This window comes from Chryseobacterium amylolyticum (assembly GCF_051011775.1).
Lineage (GTDB): Bacteria > Bacteroidota > Bacteroidia > Flavobacteriales > Weeksellaceae > Chryseobacterium.
The window spans coordinates 379,149-398,253 of sequence record NZ_JBPCHX010000002.1; the positions used below are offsets into that span (position 1 = coordinate 379,149).

Sequence of the window (19,105 nt, forward strand, 5' to 3'; positions counted from 1 at the left end):
ATTTTAACCCTGAATTGCTTTTTTTTCCAAAGAATTAATATACGCATTCCATCCCTCTGTCTTATAAGTGATCGCAGAGGCTTCAGGATCATCGGATTTGTAAATTCCTCTTCCTACGATAATAAAATCGGTGTGCAGCGTTTTGAATACATGTTCAGGAGTGTTATACTGCTGTCCCTTTCCATCTCCGGAATCTGCCAGATTGATCCCTGGTGTGAATAATAAAAGTTCTTCGGGAAGTTTATTCTGAGAAACCCCGCCGATTACATTGGGATGAGATAAAGCTACCTTTAAAGCCTCTTCACGATAGCTTGCTGTTGTTAATGTTCCTTTGGACGACATTCCAACAATCGCTACAACTCCTACATTTTTGAAACAGTCTAAAGATTCAAAACCTCCGATAACCTGAGACGTGACAAAATCTGCCCAGTTTGTAATTTTGAAAACCCCGCTTGTGAACTGAAGCTCCTGGGTATTTCCAATGTCTGCAAATTTTCTGTCTTCCATCAGTAAAAACTGGTGCTTGGCAGCAATAGCTTTCAAAGTGGTGATTGTTTTTTCATATTCAAAATCAGAAATAATATCGATATGCGTTTTTAAAGCAATCACATGCGGACCCACTTTTTCAGCAAACTCCAATAGCTCCTGAGTTGTAGTAACGTCAGCAGAAGCAATAAGGTTTGATTTTTTTGCCAAAGCTGTTTCCAGTAATTTCTTTGAAACTGAATGCTGTGCAGCCTGAAGTTTCTGCTCATAAGAAGATCTGGTTTCTTCTTCGAACTGGATGTGATTCCCCTGAAGGAAGTCCTGGATTCTTTTTACTTCTTCATCCGATAATTCTCCGGTTTCCTGAAGAATATTGCATACTTCCGAAATATTGAAAAGCGTGTGTACTCTGTATCCTTTGCTTTCCAATAGCTGTTTCCCGCCTTGCTCTCTGTCCAGTACCACAACAATATCAGAAACCTTAAGATCTTCCTGTTCTATTTCAGGAATGGTTTCCAGTAAAGATTTTCCAGAAGTGATCACATCTTCTACCAGCAGACAGTTCTGCCCTTTCTGGTAAATTCCTTCAATCAGTTTTTTTGTACCGTAGCTTTTAGCCTCTTTTCTTTTAATAATTAATGGAATATAGCTTTCCAGAGACATCGCAGTTGCCATAGGAAGAGCAGCATAAGGAACTCCACAGATTAAATCAAAATTATCTAACGGAAGCATTTCCAATAAATAATTAGCAAGATTTTTTAAAATTTTAGGATCTGAAGCCAAAGGTCTCAGGTCTACATAAAAAGGACTTTCAATACCGCTTTTCAGGGTAAACCTTCCGAATTTGATGATGCCTAGTTTGTAGCACTCTAAGAAGAATTCTTTTTTACTTTCCATTATTTTTTATTAGATGTTGCAAATTTAAGGAATTGAAATAAGGCTTAAAAATTTATCACTCATTTGTAAATAAAAAACCATCCCGGATGTACCAGGATGGCGTGAAAAATATAATAAACTATTATTTTATGATTTCAGCATCGATAACTTGAGTGCCTCTGTATTTTTGCTCGGCTTCCCATAACAAAAATTTATCAACCTCTTTGATGAGCTTAGGAATGGTAAGTGACAATACTGCCAGGTCGTCCATTACTCCAAGTACCGGTATGGCAAATTCAGGAAGCAGGTCGATAGGAGAGATGACATATAAAATTCCGAGTAAGGGAAGAATAATATCTATGGATTTCATAGGATAAATTCCTTTTCTCCACATTCTGACCATTCTGAAAATATCAGGGATTTTTTTTACAAAACCTTTGTGGCTGATGGCTTCTTTTGCAAGATTTAATTTTGAATATTTCATTTTGTGTTTGGATTTAATAAATTTTTCAACGCTATAAATTTCGCAAATCCTGTACCAACAAATTATAAAATTTAGTTAAAGTATTATTTGATAATATTGTCAATGAACTGATGCACAGTCTCTGTGTCCCAGTCTTTTGTAGCATCCTCTTTAATAAGGATTCTTCCATGCTTATCCAGTAGGAAAGTGGTAGGGAACACCTTGGGAAGAATTTTCTCAGAAATCGGGCTTTGGGCAATATATACAGGAACGGTATAGTTATTTTCTTTCAAAAATTTCCTTACATCTTCTTCTTTGTCATTCATAGCAATCAGTACAAAATCTACATGATCTTTTCTGGAATCATACAGTTTCTGAATAGAAGGCCATTCTTTTCTGCAGGGTGGGCACCAGGTTCCCCAGAAGTTCAGGAAAATACCTTTGTCCTTAAAATTTTTCAGGTTTGTACTGGGTGCATTAATGCCTTTAAGCTCTATATCATAATCTTCCTCACTTATATGTACGGCATTTTCAATAGTTGCGACAGGAAAGAATGTATCCTTTAAAAAATTTCTTACTCCCGGTATGAAAGCAATACCAGCGATAATGACGATTAATACAAGATAAATGATATTTTTTTTCATACCTCTTTTTTATAGCAGATCTAAAATTTCCTGAACAGCATCTTTTCCTCTGTTTTTAGCATAATATATCTGCAGATCATTATAGAAGGTGTCTTTTGGATACGCTTCAGGATCTGCTTTATATTTCATCAAAAGCTCATATCCGTATTTAGGACGCGGGCCCCAGGAATTTTTTACATTCAGGTCTTTATCAAGAATAATGACTTTTGGAATAGATTCCGTGCCATTGGTCAGAAACTTATTGATTAAGCTCTTATCACTGTCTCTCAGGAAAACCCTTACTTCATTATGTCCTTCAAAAAATCTGAAAACAGCTGGAACGGTTGCGCTTGCGTCTCCGCACCATGCTTCAGAAATGATTAAGATCTTTCCGTCAAAGTTTTTGGCAGCAAGTTCTTTCAGCTGATCTTCATCCGGAACGTATTTTTTTACCGTTCTGTCCATTCTCTGAAGGCCCAGCTCATAATATTGTTTATAGTCAGCTTCCTGTTGGTTGGCAGGATGCTCCAATCTTTCTTTTGCAATCTGAAGATATTCTTCAAAAGAAATTCCTTTATCCCAGTAATTTTTCATTACCAAAAAGATTTATGTTAAAAATTATTGATATTTCTTGTTTTGTTGATCAGAAACAGGTCTGCCAATACAAATGCAGCAAGACTTTCCACCACGGGAACAGCTCTTGGAACTACACAAGGATCGTGGCGCCCTTTTCCTTCTACCACTACAGGATTTCCATCCTTGTCAATGCTGTCCTGAGGTCTCAGAATCGTGGCGACAGGCTTGAAGGCTACCCGGAAATAAATATCCATTCCATTGGAAATTCCACCCTGGATACCTCCTGAAAGATTAGATTTTGTAGTGAAATCTGTATTGAAAGCATCATTATGCTCCTTTCCTGTCATTTTAGCTCCACAGAAGCCGCTTCCATATTCAAAACCTTTGCAGGCATTGATATTAAGCATTGCTTTTGCCAGTTCAGCCTGAAGCTTTGAAAAAATAGGCTCACCGATTCCTACAGGAACATTTTTAATCACACATGTAATTGTTCCTCCTATAGTATTTCCTTCTTTTTTGATTTCTTTGATTCTTGCTATCATCTTTTCTGCCGTTTCTGCATCCGGGCAACGGACATCATTGCTTTCTGTCTGAGAAAAGTCTAATGCCTGATAAGGTTTTTCACAGAAAATATCCCCTACGGAGGAAACATAAGCATTGATCTCAATATCTGGTAAAAGCTGTTTGGCAAGAGCTCCTGCAACCACCCAGTTCATGGTTTCTCTGGCAGAAGATTTTCCACCGCCGCGATGATCTCTGAAGCCAAATTTCTGATCATAAGTAAAATCAGCATGGCTCGGACGATATGCGCCTGCAATATGATCATAATCCTTTGATTTCTGATTTTCATTTTCAATGATAAAACCGATTGGAGTACCTGTTGTTTTCCCATCAAAGATTCCCGAAAGAAACTTTACAGTGTCACTTTCTTTTCTTTGTGTAACAATTGCTGACTGGCCGGGTTTTCTTCGGTTCAGTTCATATTGAACCTTATCGAGATCTACCGTTAAACCTGCCGGAAAATTATTGATGATACCGCCATAAGCCACTCCGTGACTTTCTCCAAATGTTGTAAGACTAAGAAGATTACCTAATGTATTGAACATGATACAAAATTACCGTTTTTTCTTCAGATAATAAAGTTTCAGGATTAGTTCTGTTTATAAGTGATTTTGATAGTATTGATAATCTTTTGGACTTCTCTTTTTTCATTTGAGGACATTTTTTTCCAGATAAATCCTTTCTTCACATCATTCTTGTCTGAAAGTTGTGGAAAAATACCTGCTTTTGCATCATCGAGAAGATAAGCCGGTGTTATAGCAGGAATTGCAGTGTCAAAGCTGTAAGGATAATTATGGATAACATTAAAGTTGAAATTCCCTACTTTAAAGGTGTCAAAACGCTGGTACTTATAGATTGAAGGCTTGTAAAGCTGTTCTTTTTCAAATCCGGCCGCCAAACTTCCTGAACGGAAACTCGGAATATATTTCTGCATAATTTCCGGAAAAGAGAGCATTGAAATGAAAAATAAGCTGAGCACAGAAAAAGCAACAATGGATTTTTTTTGATTAAAATATTCATAGGACAGAACAAAGAATATCACAAAAAAAACATCCAGAAAAAATCTGTATTGAGCTGAAAAAGCCAGAACCAGCATGCTTTTTATCAATATGGAAATACAGATGAAGGTGATGAACTTTCTTTTTTTTATGGCTGTAAATAATATGAAAATAACCAGACTCAGAATAAAAAGGATATTGATTTTTGATTTAATCCCTTCAAGAGAAAACCAGTTTTTAATATGATCTACAGCAGAAAATTTTTGAATTTCTTCATAAGAATACTGCATATCATAGGTTTTCATGACTGCAAATTTTGAAGATATTTTTAAAACTTCCGGATTGGGTTTCCAGGACAGTCCCAGATCACCTATCGCCACAGGAAAGATGGGGTACCCGAATGTCCACAGATTCTTAATAAAGAATAAAAAAAGAATAAGAATGCCAAAAAGAAAATGTTTGAAATTATTCTTCAAAATAAAAACAGAGCTTAAGAGTATGAGAACAGGCAGCCATATCATCGTTGGTTTTACTGCAAAAACAAATGCTGAAAAGGCAAAAAGGAGAGAGGTATTTTTGTTTCCTGTTATGAGTTCATTTAAAATAATCAGTGATAAAATAATACCGGGAAGGTCAGGGCTTGGAGATTGTGAAAACAGCAGCAGCGCCGGAAGAAAACAGAGATGGATCCAGTTTTTTCTTTCAACAGTATACCATATATAAATGATCAGAAGTATTGTGTTGATCCTTAGAAACGGATCTGAAAAATTTGAAAATCCGGCCTGAAAAATATGCCAGACAGACATCTGGCCCAAGGTGAGATCTACATTGGAAATTCCTTTTACCAATCCATATTCTGTAAGCCATTCAAGCGTTGGAATATAATACCCGAAATGATCCGATATATAAGGATAGAAAGCTCCGGCGAATAGAATGACGAGGCTTGCAAGGCCAATTAATGTAAAATCTTTTTTTGAAAAATGATAAAGCTGCAGGTAGAGTTTATTCTTAAAAAATAGGAATAACCCCAGGAGTATGGAAGCAGTTTCTATATAAATGTTTAAGGGAAAAAAGAAAGAGATAATTGTCCATGTCAGGCTTATTGCAAGAATTCCGGACAGGATCTTCCCGGTGATTCCCTGAAATAAAATCCCCGATAAATTTTCCATGATTTCCCCCCAGCCTGTTAAGACCGGAATAATGAAAATTGAAGAAAACAGAATCAGTAGCATAAAAAAAGATTGCTTAAAAATAAGCAATCTTTATCTTTATTGTGAAAATATTTATTAACGGGGTTGTACCCTTCCGTCTTTTCTATCCTGAGATCTACCAATAGTATATCCTGTAGCACCACCTACAACACCGCCAATTACAGCACCCAGTCCTCTGTTTTTCTTCGCAACAAGAGCTCCTACAGCAGCTCCGCCTACGGTTCCGATGACGGTTCCCTTAGCCGCTTTACTCCATCCTTTTTTCTGAGTAGTTCCCTGTGAAGTACCGCTTCCGTTATTGGCGTAAGTACCGTTACTGCCTCCTGATCCGGAATTTGAACTTCTGTCTCTGTATATTGTTCGTGTTTCTCTGATCACTCTTGGTCTTGAATTATTTTCAGCAGCAACTTTTGCTTTTTTGCTTTCTGATATACTATCTGCTTTTTTCTGGGCTTCATATACCATTTTTTCTTTTTCAATAGCCAGCTTTTGTTTTTCTATTTCCAGCTGTCTGGCCTGAAATTCAAGCTTCTGTGCTTCCAATGATTTCTCGGCAACGCTGTCATCTTTCTTGCAGGCCGTCATTAAAAAGACGGATAAAAAACCTGCCAATACTATCTTTCTCATAATTCAAATTTTAAGCATAAAGTCAAATGACTTTGATTTTAATTCTATTTTCAATTATGAAGCCAAAATTTAGTTAATAAATGTTAAAATTATAACGGAAAAGAGAGAAAATTCATGAATGTAATTGATTTTGTACTGTTGATGCAGGGTTTCAGGCTTATTTGTAAATTTTAATTCACTGGTAGTTTTTATTAAATTCATATAAGTTGTTTATTTTTGAAGGCCAAATTACTTTTAATATGAAAAAATCAATTTTTACAGTTTCAGCATGTATCGGATTGCTGGCTGTTGCAACATCGTTTTCCTCTGCGGAAATAGCCGATAACAATAAAAAAGGTGCAGAATTATCTGATACAGCACCAAAAACACAGACTTATAAGATCCGCTATGGACTTCTTTCAAAAAGCGGCACCAAAATTCTTTCAGGCAATTATGATGTAGGAAGTTTTCTTGCTGAAAATATGGCTACAGGAGAAGTGTATGATACTTATTATAGTGGTGGATTCCAGTCGGTCCCGCAATACTATGATGGTCTTCCTGCAGGAACCTACACTTTTTCTGCCATGCAGGGACAAGGTGGATGGGTAGGGTATGGAACGGTAGTTGCTACTGTTTCGGATGCGCAGGTAGATTCGGATGGATATATTACAGTGTATATTCCGATTATTTGGGAGGAATAGACCTTGTGAACCCCAAAATTTAGTTAAATTTACCTGTTCTTGAAATGAAGATTATTAATTCAATTGCATAACTGCTATTAGCTTATCCTATTTGATTGTATTTTGTATTAAATAAATACTAATAGATTTTAATTATGTAAATTATTTTTCTTCAGGATGAAGTCCGTATTCTTAGAGAAGTATTCATCATTCAATTTACTTATTGTATATATTTTCTGTCTCGGAAAATGTAATGATAAAGATGCGTTGCAATGATTCTACAATATTCTGTTTGGATTTTTCTAAATAGATTTTTTTCATCATTTGTGTTTTTTAGGCCTCCAAACGGAGGCTTTTCTTTTATAGCCTTTTATGATTCTGCGCATATATATGTTGGTCCGGAAAACGTATTTTTATTACATGCATTTTCGTTCCATATTTATCAAAATGGTTTCTTGTTTCGGGAAGCCATTTATTATATCTGAGTAATCTATCCGGGGGGAATTAAATAGGTTGTGCAATAGGAGAAAATTTGTAAAATATTACAAATAATGAGAATGGGACTCCCATTTTTTTATTATTGTCTCTTTTTGATAAATAACGGAAGGCCTATATTTAAAAGAAATAATAATTTTATGACTGTACTCATAAAATTAAAAAAAAGACTGATTTATCTTTGATAAAGAATTAATAGATAAATAATTTTTATCTCTGATATAAAATTTTTTTTCATCATTTGTGTTTTTTGAGGCCTCCATTTCTGGGGGCTTTTTTTAATAATAATAGATCCTCTTTAACTTATATATCAAAGAGTACTCTGCCATCAAACGGGGAATCCCAAACGATAAATATTTTGTTATCAGATCTTCGTAATGGCGCCTGAACAATTTCATATTTTCCTTGTTCAGTCAGTCTTTCCACGATAAGATTAACCCCTTCACCTATTTCACCGATCGTATATTCCAGCTGATATTCTTTTTCATTGGTCTTTGTGAAATCCTCTTTATTAAAAATTTTCTGTGGCATGATGATTTAATTTTAGGTAGGTTCATTTATTTTAAGAACAAAAGTGTGCCAATTTGGTACTAAAAATTTTTTTATGGCCGATCAGTTTATTTTATTTAAAAAATTTTATGTCCTGAATGTAAATTTTATTTTATTAAAATGTAAATTATTTTTTTTTTAATACTTTTGCGGGAGCTTTAGATTTATCTGAAATTATTATGGGTAATTATGAGGCTGTTTTTAAAGTATCATTATAATTGGTTTAAAATGCTGAATTGATAAAAATGGTGCCGCATGAAGAATTGAATTTTTTTTCTTAAAATCGAAATTCTTGGCACGATTTTTCAATATAGAAATGTAACTCATGTTTAATTTGAGTTTTCATGGTTATTAGTTTTTATCCTCGGAATTTCCGGGGATTTTTTTTTGTCCTGATTATGACGCTGCTCATAAACGTACCCTGGTAAATCCTCTATCTTTGAATCAGATAATTTTCTATCCATCATCACTTTTTGCATTATTACCAAGCTCTTCCTATTTAACGGAGAGCTTGTTTTGTAATAAATAAAAGAAATATTAAGGATTTACAAATATTAATTATCAGCTGGACGGGAAATTATTTGAGTTAAATAAAGCTACTTGCATATGCTAAGAAAAGATAAAATATCTAGAATTAACAAGAATAATTTAAGTATTAAGTCAATCATTATTTTAGTTTTGGATTAGTTCAGCTTTATACTTTGCTTTTCCCACATGGATTTATAAACTGAATCTTTAGTGACAAGCTCTTGATGTTTACCCTGCTCTATAATCTGTGCTTCTTTTATAACAAGAATATTGTCTGCATTGGCAATAGTACTTAGACGATGAGCAATAATGATCATCGTTTTGCCTTGATTTCTAAATTCTTGCAGAGTATTTTGAATTACCATTTCTGATTCAGTATCCAATGATGAAGTGGCTTCGTCCAATATCAAAATTTCAGGGTTTTTATACAAAGCTCTTGCAATCGCAATTCTTTGTTTTTGTCCACCGGATAATAAGGCCCCGTTTTCACCTAAATAAGTTTGAAATCCATTGGGTAATTTTTCAACGAAAGTTAATATACCTAAGTTTTTTGTGATGTTTAAAATCTTCTGTATATCTGGAAACTCTTCTCCTAAAGCAATATTTTCAATCACATTTCCGGAGAACAAATCGATTTGTTGCGGAACAACAGACACTAAATTCCTTAATGAATAATTGGAAATATAATTAATATCATAATCACCAATCATAATTTTTCCTGTTTTGAGTGGATATAAATTTTGAATCAAAGAAGCTAAGGTAGTTTTACCACTTCCACTTTCTCCAACAATAGCGGTAGTTTCACCTTTTTTGATCAGGCAGTTAAAATTCGTAAAAACTTCAACTCTGCTTCCATAACTAAAACTTACATCTTTAAATTGTATGTCTCCAGTGTTTTCTTTAATGAGATCTAACTTTTCTGTATTTTCCTCTCGTTCCAGATCCATGATTTCAAAAAGGCGATCAGCAGCTATCAAAGCATTTTGAATAGTTTTATTCATCCCGATTAATTGAGATACAGGATTTGTAAAATATCCTATTAAAGCATAGAATGATAATAATTCTCCTGGAGTGATCACTCTGTCGATCACGTATCCTGAACCAGCCCAAAGTAATACAATCGTAAATATTCTGGATAAAAACTCTGATGAGTTTCCCGAAAATAAGGCATTCATTACCGAAGCATAAATTGTTTTTAATAATCTTGAAAAGGCATTATCCGTTTTATTATTAGCAAAAGTTTCTACTCCAAATTGTTTAATTGTTTTCACTGAAGTGATTGATTCAACTAAATGAGATTCCAATTCAGCACTATCCTCCATTAATTGTCTTTCTGCTTTTTTATTCAATTTATTGGTAATCCAATACACTAAAAAATAAAAAGGAATCACTAATGCTGTAATTAGTGCCAACTTCCAGTAATAGGTGAACATTAAAGCAAATGAAAAAATAATAATAAAAATATTGACAAAAATCTGTATGGAAACATCATTGATAAATGTTCTTATTTTCACAGCATCATTCACCCTTGAAATGATCTCCCCGACTTTCATGGTATCGAAAAAACGCTGCGGGAGTTTTAGCAAATGTTTGTAATAACCTAGAATAAGATGTTTGTCCATCTTTTGTCCGGTTTGCAATACCAAAACACTTTTCATAGCTCCAATAAATATTTGAAACAGCAGTATTACAAGCATTCCTATGGAAAGCAAGTTTAAAAGCCGTTTGTTTCCATCAATTAAAACATAATCTGTTATTTTTTCAATATAAATAGAGGTTGACAGCCCCAAAATAGTATAGACCAATGCGCCTAATAAAGCTTGGATTAAGATACTTTTGTGTGGCTGAACTAAGTTCCAGAATCTTTTATATAGGCTTGTTTTTTCGTCTCTCTGCTCAAAATATTCATTGGGTTCCAAAAGAATAAGTACACCAGTCCAGATTTTTGAAAAATCTTCTATTTTATAATCTTCCAATTTTCCTTTTGCAGGATCCATTACTGTAATTTTATCTTTTGTAACTTTGTAAATGACTACATAATGATGCATTTGTCCATTAACAATAATGTGTGCGATAGCTGGCAATGGAAGTTCCGGCAAAGCATCAACTCCTCCTTTTACCCCTTTTGCATTGAAGCCCATTTGTTCCAACCCTTGTATTAACCCTAAAACATTTGTTCCTCTTGTATCAGTATGACATATTTGTCGGATTTTAGCAATAGGCATTTTTAATCCGTAGTGTACGGCAACAGAAGCAAGGCAAGCAGCACCACAATCTTTAATATCATGTTGCTTTATGAATATATCTCTTTTCATTTGTGTGTTAGAACCTTAATATTATAGTAAAAAGTTTTCACGGTATTTTACGTAAAAGCTTATTTTAATTTAGGATTAAACCAATCGTCAACACGGTCAAATAATAATTGCCATAATGTACGGTCAACGAGATGGAAACGTGCTGTAAAAGTCATTCCTTTGTCAACTTGTCCTTTGTAGCCGTTTTTCAATTGTAAGTAGCTTTTATCCATTTGGCAGATTACCCTAAAGAAAGCTTCTCCGGTTTGTTCATTAATTTTAATATTCTGATCAATTTCAGAAACCTTGCCCTCCAATAATCCCCATTGATTGTAGTTATAAGTATCGATTTGGTATTTTACTTTCTGGCTTTTATGTATAAAGCCTATATCTTTTGGCGAAACCAAGCATTCTGCAACCAAAGAAACTTCCGGCGAAATTTCTCCTATGCTTTGCCCTTGCGTCAAAAAGTTATTTTTCTGTATTCCGGCGAAGTTTACAAGCCTCCCAGAAACGGGAGCTGTAATGATATAGTTTTTTTGCTCCTGGCAAATACGCTGCACTTCTGAGCTTAGAGAACGGATTTGTCTTTCTACCTCTCTTTTCTGCGTTTGCCATTGGGCTACCTGTTGGTCTCTTATTCCGGCAATCTGGTTTTTAAGTCCTTGAAGATTGTAGAAAAATTTATCATATTCTGCTTTTGGGACTACCCCTTGATTGTAAAGAGTTGCTGCTCTATCAAAATTTTTTTGGGCCAAGGATAATTGTGTTTGTACCTGGGCAATTTTCTCCTGCATAGCAGATAATTCTCTTTGGTATTGCCCGGTTTGTAAGCCTGAAGTTTGTCCTCTTGTCAGTTTATTTAAGTCCTGCAATTGTGCGGAATAATCTGAATTTTGGCTGTTTTGTAAATTCTTTTGAGTATCCAGCTGCTCTGCTGTTACAATGAGCAATGTATCACCTTGTTTGAGTTCCTGATTATTTTTTTCTAGTTTACTATAAATAATTCTCCCTGAAACAATAGCAGAAATTTTAGTGTTCTCCTGAACAGATCGTATCACACCTCTTGATGAAGAGGAAATGGGGACTTTTATTATTGGTAAAATGCACAGGAAGGTAACTACAAGAATTAATATTCCTATATAAATTGATTTTTTGAACATTGAAAAAATAATTTTACATTATAAATAGATAACCGTAAAGGTTAAATAATGAATGGAAAAGAACAGTCAGAATAAAGCTGTATTTATTATTATGTTTATAATAATAGACATAAAGATGATTTAAAATTAATCCTCCAAAAAATGTCATCACCATATAACCAATTGTAGTAATGCATCGATGAAAAGACAATGCTCATGATGATTATACATATTACATCATTTTTGATTTTAATTTTTTTAAGAATCAGATACAAAATATGCTGGAAAATCAAAGTTTCCAGAATAGGTGCTATACAAATTGCAATAAAATTGAGCTCATTTTTTGAAATATTTTGATGTTTATTATAATTTACATTAAAATGTAAATATGCATCATTAATATAATTAAAAAAATACCCATTTAGTACTGCTAAGGTGAATGAAATTATAAAAATTAAAGTTCCTTTATTGTATGTAAGTTTCATTTGGTTTTTTGTTTCCAATAGGCAACGAGTAAAATAGATGCAGTCATGAATTGTCTGAAAATTTCCTGGTTTTTGGTAATTGAATAGCCTAAAACACTGTATAATTTATTAGGTTCAAAAAATAGAGTATAAAATCCATCTAATAAATAGATGATTCCGAAAATTAAGAAAATATTTTTTAGTTTGGATGAATTCATAACATGGAATTTTTATTGTGTTATCGTATGCAATATTATACTTGTAAGGTTTATAAAACAATGCAAAATGACACCCCACCAAAAATTGAATTTCAATCTGATATTAGTTATAAAATATGCCATAATCATTTGTGGTATAACATAAAAAGGATAGAAAAGGACTAAGTTGAAAATAGGCTTAATATTATTTATATGCATTAAGCCAAATAAAGTTATTGATATAATAGTAAACATTTTAAATTCTATTAAGTTTATTTTAGGGAAATAATTACTTTTAGAATAAAAAATAAAACCAACTACAAAAGATGTTGTTAAAACGTAATAAAAATTTATATCCACTAAGCTGATTTTATAAAAGCTTTTGTAGAATGCTGCAAAGTATAAAAACGATGCAAATATTGCAAGATTCAATTTAGATCTTCTTAAAGCTAATCTGAACAATATTTCCTCTATAACTGGAGCTATTAGTACAATTTTTATAACACTATATTTACTTCTGTCTTCATGGGATTTTTTAAATTCAGATAAAATTGAATTGTAATGCAGTATTTCTGTGACGAGATAATCAATAATATGTATTAAAACTATAGAAATGGCAATAAAAAATAAAATTAATAGATAGGAAATAAATATTTTTTTAATTTTTCCTTGTAATGGAATTTTTGTAAAAGATTTTTTTACATCAAAAACATTATAAAAATTCATTATTATGTATTTCTTTGGAAAGAATGTCTATGAAAAAAAGATTCATAGACATTCTTTAAAATTCTTTAAGATCCTGTAAATATTGCAACAAGGACCAGAACACCTCCAACGAGTTTTACAGCTTTTCCTACAGCTACACCAACATCATGAGCCATTCCATCGTGACCTCCGTCTATTGTTTGTAATTCGATTAAACTTAATTCTTGTAAATTATTCATAATTTTATTTTTTTAGGTTAATACTTATAATCCTTCCATAAATCCATCTATGAAATCACCAATGGCATGAACTACTTTTTTCCAGTCTTTCGGATTAACAGTTCCATATCCAGTTCCTGGGCCACTGCCTCCATTTATCTCCATACTTTCTTGAACATCTAGTTCTACTAAACTTAAACTTTTTAATTTCATTTGTTTAATTTTAAAGTTAATTTTTTGTCATACGATCCCTGACATGTTTTTTTTGCTGATCAGCACTATTTAGACTTTTCATACTGCGCATTATGAAAAGGAAAATATTTGTGTTTTTACATTATACAACACTATTTGGAATCTCTTATAAAGAAATGCTGCGGAGTCATGCAGCTATCTTCCGTACAAATATGCCATAATCCTGAAACGTACAGAAGAAAATAATGTAAAGATAAATGAACATCATTGTAGTTTAAAAACGTCTAAAAAATAGGATATCCACAATTTTCCGGTCGTATCATCCAGAACGACTCCCAAAGGGTCTTTTTGTAGCTGGCAGATCACAGCAGGCTGAGGCTTCGTAATGAAACTTCTGTGTATACGGATACCGTTTCATTCATAAGCATCCGCCCAAAACAAAACCCCGTTTGGAGCTATGGAATACAATATGACATGTAATGCTAATGAAAAGTACAACGTATTTCATTTGTGAAAAAAAATAAGTTAATATTTATTCTTATGGAATTATGAACTAAGAAAACAGAAGTAAGTTATTTATTGACAACAATTAGCCCAAAAACTACATTAAAATTTCCTGACGGATAAATTTTAAGCAGAATTCATAAAACACTTTCTCTATGGGGGCTGATTTACGGGCTGGCTGCTGCAACATCTCTATTGGTTCCGGTCGTTCTTTCAAAAGGTATCATAAAGAGGCTTACTGTTTTTTTATAAGTAGTTTTAATGATAAAAGAATGGAATATTTGAAAAAAATTAAAAGGGATAAAAACAAAAAAACCTCTAATAATTTAGAGGTTTTTTCTGAGGTACCTAGCGGATTCGAACCGCTGTAGATGGTGTTGCAGACCACTGCCTAGCCGCTCGGCCAAAGTACCATTTTTACCATTTTTCAGGTGTGCAAATATAGTAAAATTTCTTTATGAACAAAAGTTTTTAAGCAATTTCTTTCTTTCCAAGAGCTTCTATTTCGCTTTTTGCTTGAATTTCAGCCTGATAATTTTTGAGGTTAATTACTCTTGTTTCACTCAAGCTGTCATGCCATCCGTTTACACCAAGAAATGATAGACCGTCAAAGGGAACAATTCTGGAAAGACTTCTGTATGACGAAGCATTATTGTATTCAACAACATTTAGAATTCTTTTCATGATTGGTTATTAGTTTTTTAGTTTGTGTTTTATTGAGATTTTAAAATCCGTTGACAAGAAGTTTTAATGAAGCATTCGTATCAATAATGGCGGTGATTCCTGTATTGCTGAGTAATATTTTGCTGGGCTTAAGATTGAAAACTTTTCCGTTCATTTTTAAACCCTTATAATACTCCTTGTTAAAGGCTTCTTCAATACTTTTTCTTGAAGTCTCTTCCAGTTCCTGGGTTGGGATGCCATATTCTTCCTCAATCATTTTTACGATTTTCCCCTGGAAGAGAAGAGAAGCCGTTTTCTGCAGAATATTGTTGGTTTTCAGCTTAAATTTGGTTTCTGATAAAACAATTTTTCTTTTTGTTTCATCATATACCGGAATTCCTGAAATAATGGAAGTTCCTTTTATGTAGCCGTCTGTTTGTGCTTCTATAACTACTCTGTTATCTACACCATAAACTCTGATATCTGTTACTTTTACTTTAGAATCACGTACATCAAATTCTTTGTTCAGGAAAGTTTTTCTAGCCATATTACTTGCTTCTGTAAAAGGAATATTGGCTGTGGTCTGCAAGATAAAATTGTCTGCAACAGTAGGTGTTGTATTAAAATTGGCAACGCTGGTTACCGGGGAAGAGGCAGCCGGTTTGCTTCCCGTGAAAGTTTCGGAATAAATATCAACACCAAGCGTGGCATTGATCTGATTTCCATAAAATTTCAGAGGGGTAATATTAACTCCTACCGGGCTTACCTTCAGCCATGTATTGTATTCTTCAGAGATATTGAAAGGCTGCAGAAAAGTATTCCAGGCCATTAGGGCGTATTGCTGGAAGTTGAGTTGTGTCGCCATCTGCTGATCTATTGTTTTGCAGAATTTCTCCTGCTGCTCTTTTAAGCTTTTTTCAACCAGAGCGGTAATGGGAATCTGTATTCTTCCATAATCAAGAACAGGCTTGGTTACCCATCTGAAGCCATTGGGACGGGTGTTTGTAGTGATAGTCCAGTTATTTTTAAAAGTAACTGTTGTATTGAAAGACATTACCGTCTCAAAAGTGGTATTCTGATACGTATATACTCCTAATGTACCAATTCCTTTTTCTGCCCATATTTTTAATGGAACCTCAATCAGTAAATTCTGACTTGTTCCACCTACCAGGCGGATAGGTCTTGTTTTCCAGACTTTTACCTTAAACTGATCATTATTATTGTCTGTATAAGAGTCATCCTGATAAACAAGGTCTTTCACAGAAGCATTGATCATATTGCTCAGTTCAGAAAGAGGAATGGTCACGGGCATCGTGATACTGGACTTTATCTTTGGAAAGTTGTAAGCCGCCAACTGATTATCAACGCCTGACTGACCAAAAGCGCTGATCCCTGCCACTAAAAATAATATTTTGAAGAATTTCAATTTGAATGTTTTTTTAATCAACGAAAATAAGAATTTTAATTTTCCGGTTTAAAACTCTTTTCCAGCTCAATGCTGGCTCCTTTCATTTCTCCCTGCATAGGAGGAGCTGTTTTGGTGATTTTTAATTTAATATAATCAACCTGTGGGAAGCTGCTGTGAATTTTTGTGATCATTCTTCCGGCTACATGTTCCAGTAGCCTGGATTTTATTTTCATTTCGCCATGAAGGATATCATTGATGTCGGCATAACTTATGGTGTCATGCAAATCATCGGATTCTGCTGCTTTCCACAGATCGGTATGAAGTTCTACGTTCAGAATATAATACGTTCCGATAATATTTTCTTCCGGAAGTACACCATGGTACGCATATATTCTTACATCTTCAAGATATATCTTGCTCATTGTTTCAGGTTTTATGAAGCAAAAATCGTCTTAATTCTTCAAAATCTGAATTTATTTCTACAGTTTTTTTCTCCTTTTTCATCAACTCGTTCAATGACTCCGGAATTTCAATCTGGGTATGGATTGCTTTTTCCACTGCAGCAGGGAATTTTACCGGATGGGCTGTCCCGAGGATAAATCCCTTCTGTTCCGGATTTTCTTGCAGATACTGTGCCATAGCAGTATAGGCAACCGCACTGTGGGGTTCCAGGATGTATCCATATTTCTCATAAACTTCCGTGATGGTGTTCATCGTTTGGTCATCATTAATGGAATACGCAGATATTTTATTTTTTAAGGTTTCAAATTCGTGTCCGAAAAGCTCTAAAATTCTTACAAAATTGCTTGGGTTGCCTACATCCATGGCATTCGATAAGGTAGCTACAGTTTTTTGTGGCTGGTATTTTTGAGTTTTAAAATAATCCGGAATGACCTGGTTAGCATTACAGGCAGCAATGAAATGGCTTGCTGTCAAACCTCTGAAATGAGCGAGCAGTCCGGCGCAGATATTGCCGAAATTTCCACTCGGTACACAAATGACCGGCTGTTCCTTATACTGCTGGATCCACTGTTTTAAAGCGATTAAATAATAAATCTGCTGGGGAAGCCATCTCGCAACATTGATAGAATTGGCTGAAGTCAAAAATAACTGTTTATTGATTTCTTCGTCTGAAAAAGCCTGTTTAACAAGGTTTTGGCAATCATCAAAGCTCCCGTTCACTTCCAGTGCAGAAATGTTTTCTCCTAATGCTGTCAACTGCTTTTCCTGAACCGGGCTTACTCTGTTTTTTGGATAAAGAATGACCACATTGATTTGTGGGATTTTATAAAAACCGTGCGCAACAGCACCTCCTGTATCTCCGGAAGTGGCTACAAGAACAGTAACTTTTTTCTGCTCATCCTTCAGAAAATAAGACAGACAGCGGCTCATAAATCTTGCTCCGATATCTTTAAAGGCAAGAGTAGGACCATGAAACAATTCTAAAATGGCTATCTGCTCACTGATCTTTACCAAGGGAATCTCAAAACTGACGGTTTCCGCTACAATTTCTTCGAGTATTTCTGACGGAATTTCATCTCCAACAAAGTCTTTCATACATCTGTATGCAATTTCCTCATGGGAATACTGATGAAGATTCCGGATAAATTCTTCGTTAAACTGAGGAATGCTTTCCGGGAAAAATAATCCTTTTTCCTTTCCCTGACCTTTTATGGTTGCTTCTTTGAAATTTATTTTTTCCTGAGAATCTTTTAAGTTATAATATTTCATTTCTGTTATTTTTCTTCAATGATTTGAATTCCTGCCGGATTTATTTTTGAGACATATACAAAGCTTTCTATTTCAATTTTATCATAGACTGATTTCATCATCTGAGCCATTTTTTCTGCCGTTTCTTTTTGTTCTGACAGCATGAAAATGGAAGGCCCGGAACCGGAAATTCCTCCTCCCAAAGCACCCAGTTGTAAACTCATCTTTTTGATATCGTCAAATTTCGGAATGAGAATACTGCGGATAGGCTCTATAATGACATCGTTGAGACTTCGTCCAATTAATGGGATATCGTTTTTCTGAATTCCAGCTATGAGTCCGGCAATATTCCCCCATTGCTCAACAGCGCTTTTTAGAGTGATATTCTTCTTTAAAATCTGCCTGGCATCTGAAGTTTTGACTTCCACCTGCGGATGTACGGCAGTCACAAACAGATCAGGGCAGCTCAGCGGAATAATATCAATCGGGTTTGTTGATTTTACCAGGGTAATTCCTCCATAGATACAGGGTGCAATATTATCTGCATGCCGTACACCTGAAGCGAGTTCTTCTCCAAACATGGCAAAATGAACCATTTCTTCCTTTGTTAATTTGTTTTCCAATAATAAATTGGCTCCAAAGGCGGCTCCGGCGGCACTTGCCGCACTGGAGCCGAGCCCGCTTCCAGGCTTTATATGTTTGTGGATGATTACTTCAAAACCGGTTTTCAGATTAAAATATTCCTGGATTTTCAACAGGACGATGCCTGCAACATTTCCGGAAGGCTCTTCAGGAAGTCCGAAGGCGTCGGTATGTTTTATGATAATGTCCGGAGTGTCCAGCAGTCTGAATTCCATCTCATCATAAGGTTCATGTACGGCCATTCCCAGAATATCGAATCCGCACACCAGATTGGCTACAGTAGCCGGCACTTTTAATTTTACTTTTTTCATAAT

At 34.5% G+C, this 19,105-nt stretch carries 20 protein-coding genes and 1 tRNA gene; 1 reads left to right on the forward strand and 20 read right to left on the reverse strand.

Going from position 1 to position 19,105, the window contains the following annotated elements; all coding sequences use genetic code 11:
* Positions 1–3: 3 nt before the first annotated feature.
* The 7 genes from pyrF to ACR1PO_RS06870 form a co-directional block, all read right to left on the reverse strand.
* Complete coding sequence (gene pyrF / locus ACR1PO_RS06840) at positions 4–1,383, reverse strand: orotidine-5'-phosphate decarboxylase (RefSeq protein WP_433986281.1); 1,380 nt, start codon at positions 1,381–1,383, stop codon at positions 4–6.
* Positions 1,384–1,504: 121 nt separating this feature from the next.
* Complete coding sequence (locus tag ACR1PO_RS06845; protein ID WP_332385296.1) at positions 1,505–1,846, reverse strand: YkvA family protein; 342 nt, start codon at positions 1,844–1,846, stop codon at positions 1,505–1,507.
* A gap of 83 nt (positions 1,847–1,929) precedes the next feature.
* Entirely contained in the window at positions 1,930–2,469 is a 540-nt protein-coding gene (locus ACR1PO_RS06850; protein ID WP_374462832.1) for a TlpA family protein disulfide reductase, read from the reverse strand.
* Between the two features lie 9 nt (positions 2,470–2,478).
* On the reverse strand, positions 2,479–3,042 hold the full coding sequence (locus ACR1PO_RS06855) for a thioredoxin family protein (RefSeq protein ID WP_332385297.1): 564 nt from the start codon (positions 3,040–3,042) through the stop codon (positions 2,479–2,481).
* 17 nt (positions 3,043–3,059) lie between these two features.
* Positions 3,060–4,130, reverse strand: a complete 1,071-nt coding sequence (aroC, locus tag ACR1PO_RS06860) for a chorismate synthase (RefSeq protein WP_002976685.1) — start codon at positions 4,128–4,130, stop codon at positions 3,060–3,062.
* A gap of 44 nt (positions 4,131–4,174) precedes the next feature.
* Positions 4,175–5,815, reverse strand: a complete 1,641-nt coding sequence (locus ACR1PO_RS06865; protein WP_491701019.1) for an LIC_10190 family membrane protein — start codon at positions 5,813–5,815, stop codon at positions 4,175–4,177.
* A gap of 54 nt (positions 5,816–5,869) precedes the next feature.
* A complete protein-coding gene (locus tag ACR1PO_RS06870; protein WP_332385300.1) occupies positions 5,870–6,421 on the reverse strand; it encodes a glycine zipper domain-containing protein in 552 nt (183 codons plus the stop codon).
* A gap of 239 nt (positions 6,422–6,660) precedes the next feature.
* On the opposite strand from ACR1PO_RS06870, the gene ACR1PO_RS06875 reads away from it, so the two are divergent.
* A complete protein-coding gene (locus ACR1PO_RS06875; RefSeq protein ID WP_433986283.1) occupies positions 6,661–7,101 on the forward strand; it encodes a hypothetical protein in 441 nt (146 codons plus the stop codon).
* A 777-nt stretch (positions 7,102–7,878) separates the two neighbouring features.
* On the opposite strand, the gene ACR1PO_RS06880 is transcribed toward ACR1PO_RS06875, so the two are convergent.
* The 13 genes from ACR1PO_RS06880 to ACR1PO_RS06940 all read right to left on the reverse strand — a co-directional run bounded on the left by ACR1PO_RS06880 (position 7,879) and on the right by ACR1PO_RS06940 (position 19,102).
* A complete protein-coding gene (locus ACR1PO_RS06880) occupies positions 7,879–8,106 on the reverse strand; it encodes a glutathione synthase (RefSeq protein WP_433986284.1) in 228 nt (75 codons plus the stop codon).
* A gap of 701 nt (positions 8,107–8,807) precedes the next feature.
* Positions 8,808–10,967: a peptidase domain-containing ABC transporter gene (locus ACR1PO_RS06885; RefSeq protein ID WP_433986285.1), complete on the reverse strand. Its 2,160-nt coding sequence runs from the start codon at positions 10,965–10,967 to the stop codon at positions 8,808–8,810.
* 59 nt (positions 10,968–11,026) lie between these two features.
* The gene (locus ACR1PO_RS06890) at positions 11,027–12,109 is read right to left on the reverse strand and encodes an HlyD family secretion protein (protein WP_433986286.1); all 1,083 of its coding nucleotides are present in this window, start codon (positions 12,107–12,109) and stop codon (positions 11,027–11,029) included.
* A 95-nt stretch (positions 12,110–12,204) separates the two neighbouring features.
* Complete coding sequence (locus ACR1PO_RS06895; protein ID WP_433986287.1) at positions 12,205–12,573, reverse strand: CPBP family glutamic-type intramembrane protease; 369 nt, start codon at positions 12,571–12,573, stop codon at positions 12,205–12,207.
* Between the two features lie 209 nt (positions 12,574–12,782).
* Positions 12,783–13,475, reverse strand: a complete 693-nt coding sequence (locus ACR1PO_RS06900; protein ID WP_332385306.1) for a hypothetical protein — start codon at positions 13,473–13,475, stop codon at positions 12,783–12,785.
* Positions 13,476–13,540: 65 nt separating this feature from the next.
* Positions 13,541–13,693: a hypothetical protein gene (locus tag ACR1PO_RS06905; protein WP_332385307.1), complete on the reverse strand. Its 153-nt coding sequence runs from the start codon at positions 13,691–13,693 to the stop codon at positions 13,541–13,543.
* 24 nt (positions 13,694–13,717) lie between these two features.
* Positions 13,718–13,885: a hypothetical protein gene (locus tag ACR1PO_RS06910; protein WP_332385308.1), complete on the reverse strand. Its 168-nt coding sequence runs from the start codon at positions 13,883–13,885 to the stop codon at positions 13,718–13,720.
* A gap of 825 nt (positions 13,886–14,710) precedes the next feature.
* Positions 14,711–14,781: transfer RNA gene (locus ACR1PO_RS06915), tRNA-Cys, on the reverse strand.
* Between the two features lie 58 nt (positions 14,782–14,839).
* Positions 14,840–15,052 (reverse strand): hypothetical protein, encoded by a 213-nt coding sequence (locus ACR1PO_RS06920; protein ID WP_332385387.1) that lies wholly within the window; start codon positions 15,050–15,052, stop codon positions 14,840–14,842.
* A 40-nt stretch (positions 15,053–15,092) separates the two neighbouring features.
* Positions 15,093–16,457, reverse strand: a complete 1,365-nt coding sequence (locus tag ACR1PO_RS06925) for a DUF4403 family protein (protein WP_332385389.1) — start codon at positions 16,455–16,457, stop codon at positions 15,093–15,095.
* 35 nt (positions 16,458–16,492) lie between these two features.
* Complete coding sequence (gene folB / locus ACR1PO_RS06930; RefSeq protein WP_332385390.1) at positions 16,493–16,861, reverse strand: dihydroneopterin aldolase; 369 nt, start codon at positions 16,859–16,861, stop codon at positions 16,493–16,495.
* Positions 16,862–16,865: 4 nt separating this feature from the next.
* Complete coding sequence (thrC, locus tag ACR1PO_RS06935; protein WP_433986288.1) at positions 16,866–18,170, reverse strand: threonine synthase; 1,305 nt, start codon at positions 18,168–18,170, stop codon at positions 16,866–16,868.
* Between the two features lie 5 nt (positions 18,171–18,175).
* The gene (locus ACR1PO_RS06940) at positions 18,176–19,102 is read right to left on the reverse strand and encodes a homoserine kinase (RefSeq protein ID WP_433986289.1); all 927 of its coding nucleotides are present in this window, start codon (positions 19,100–19,102) and stop codon (positions 18,176–18,178) included.
* Positions 19,103–19,105: the final 3 nt, after the last annotated feature.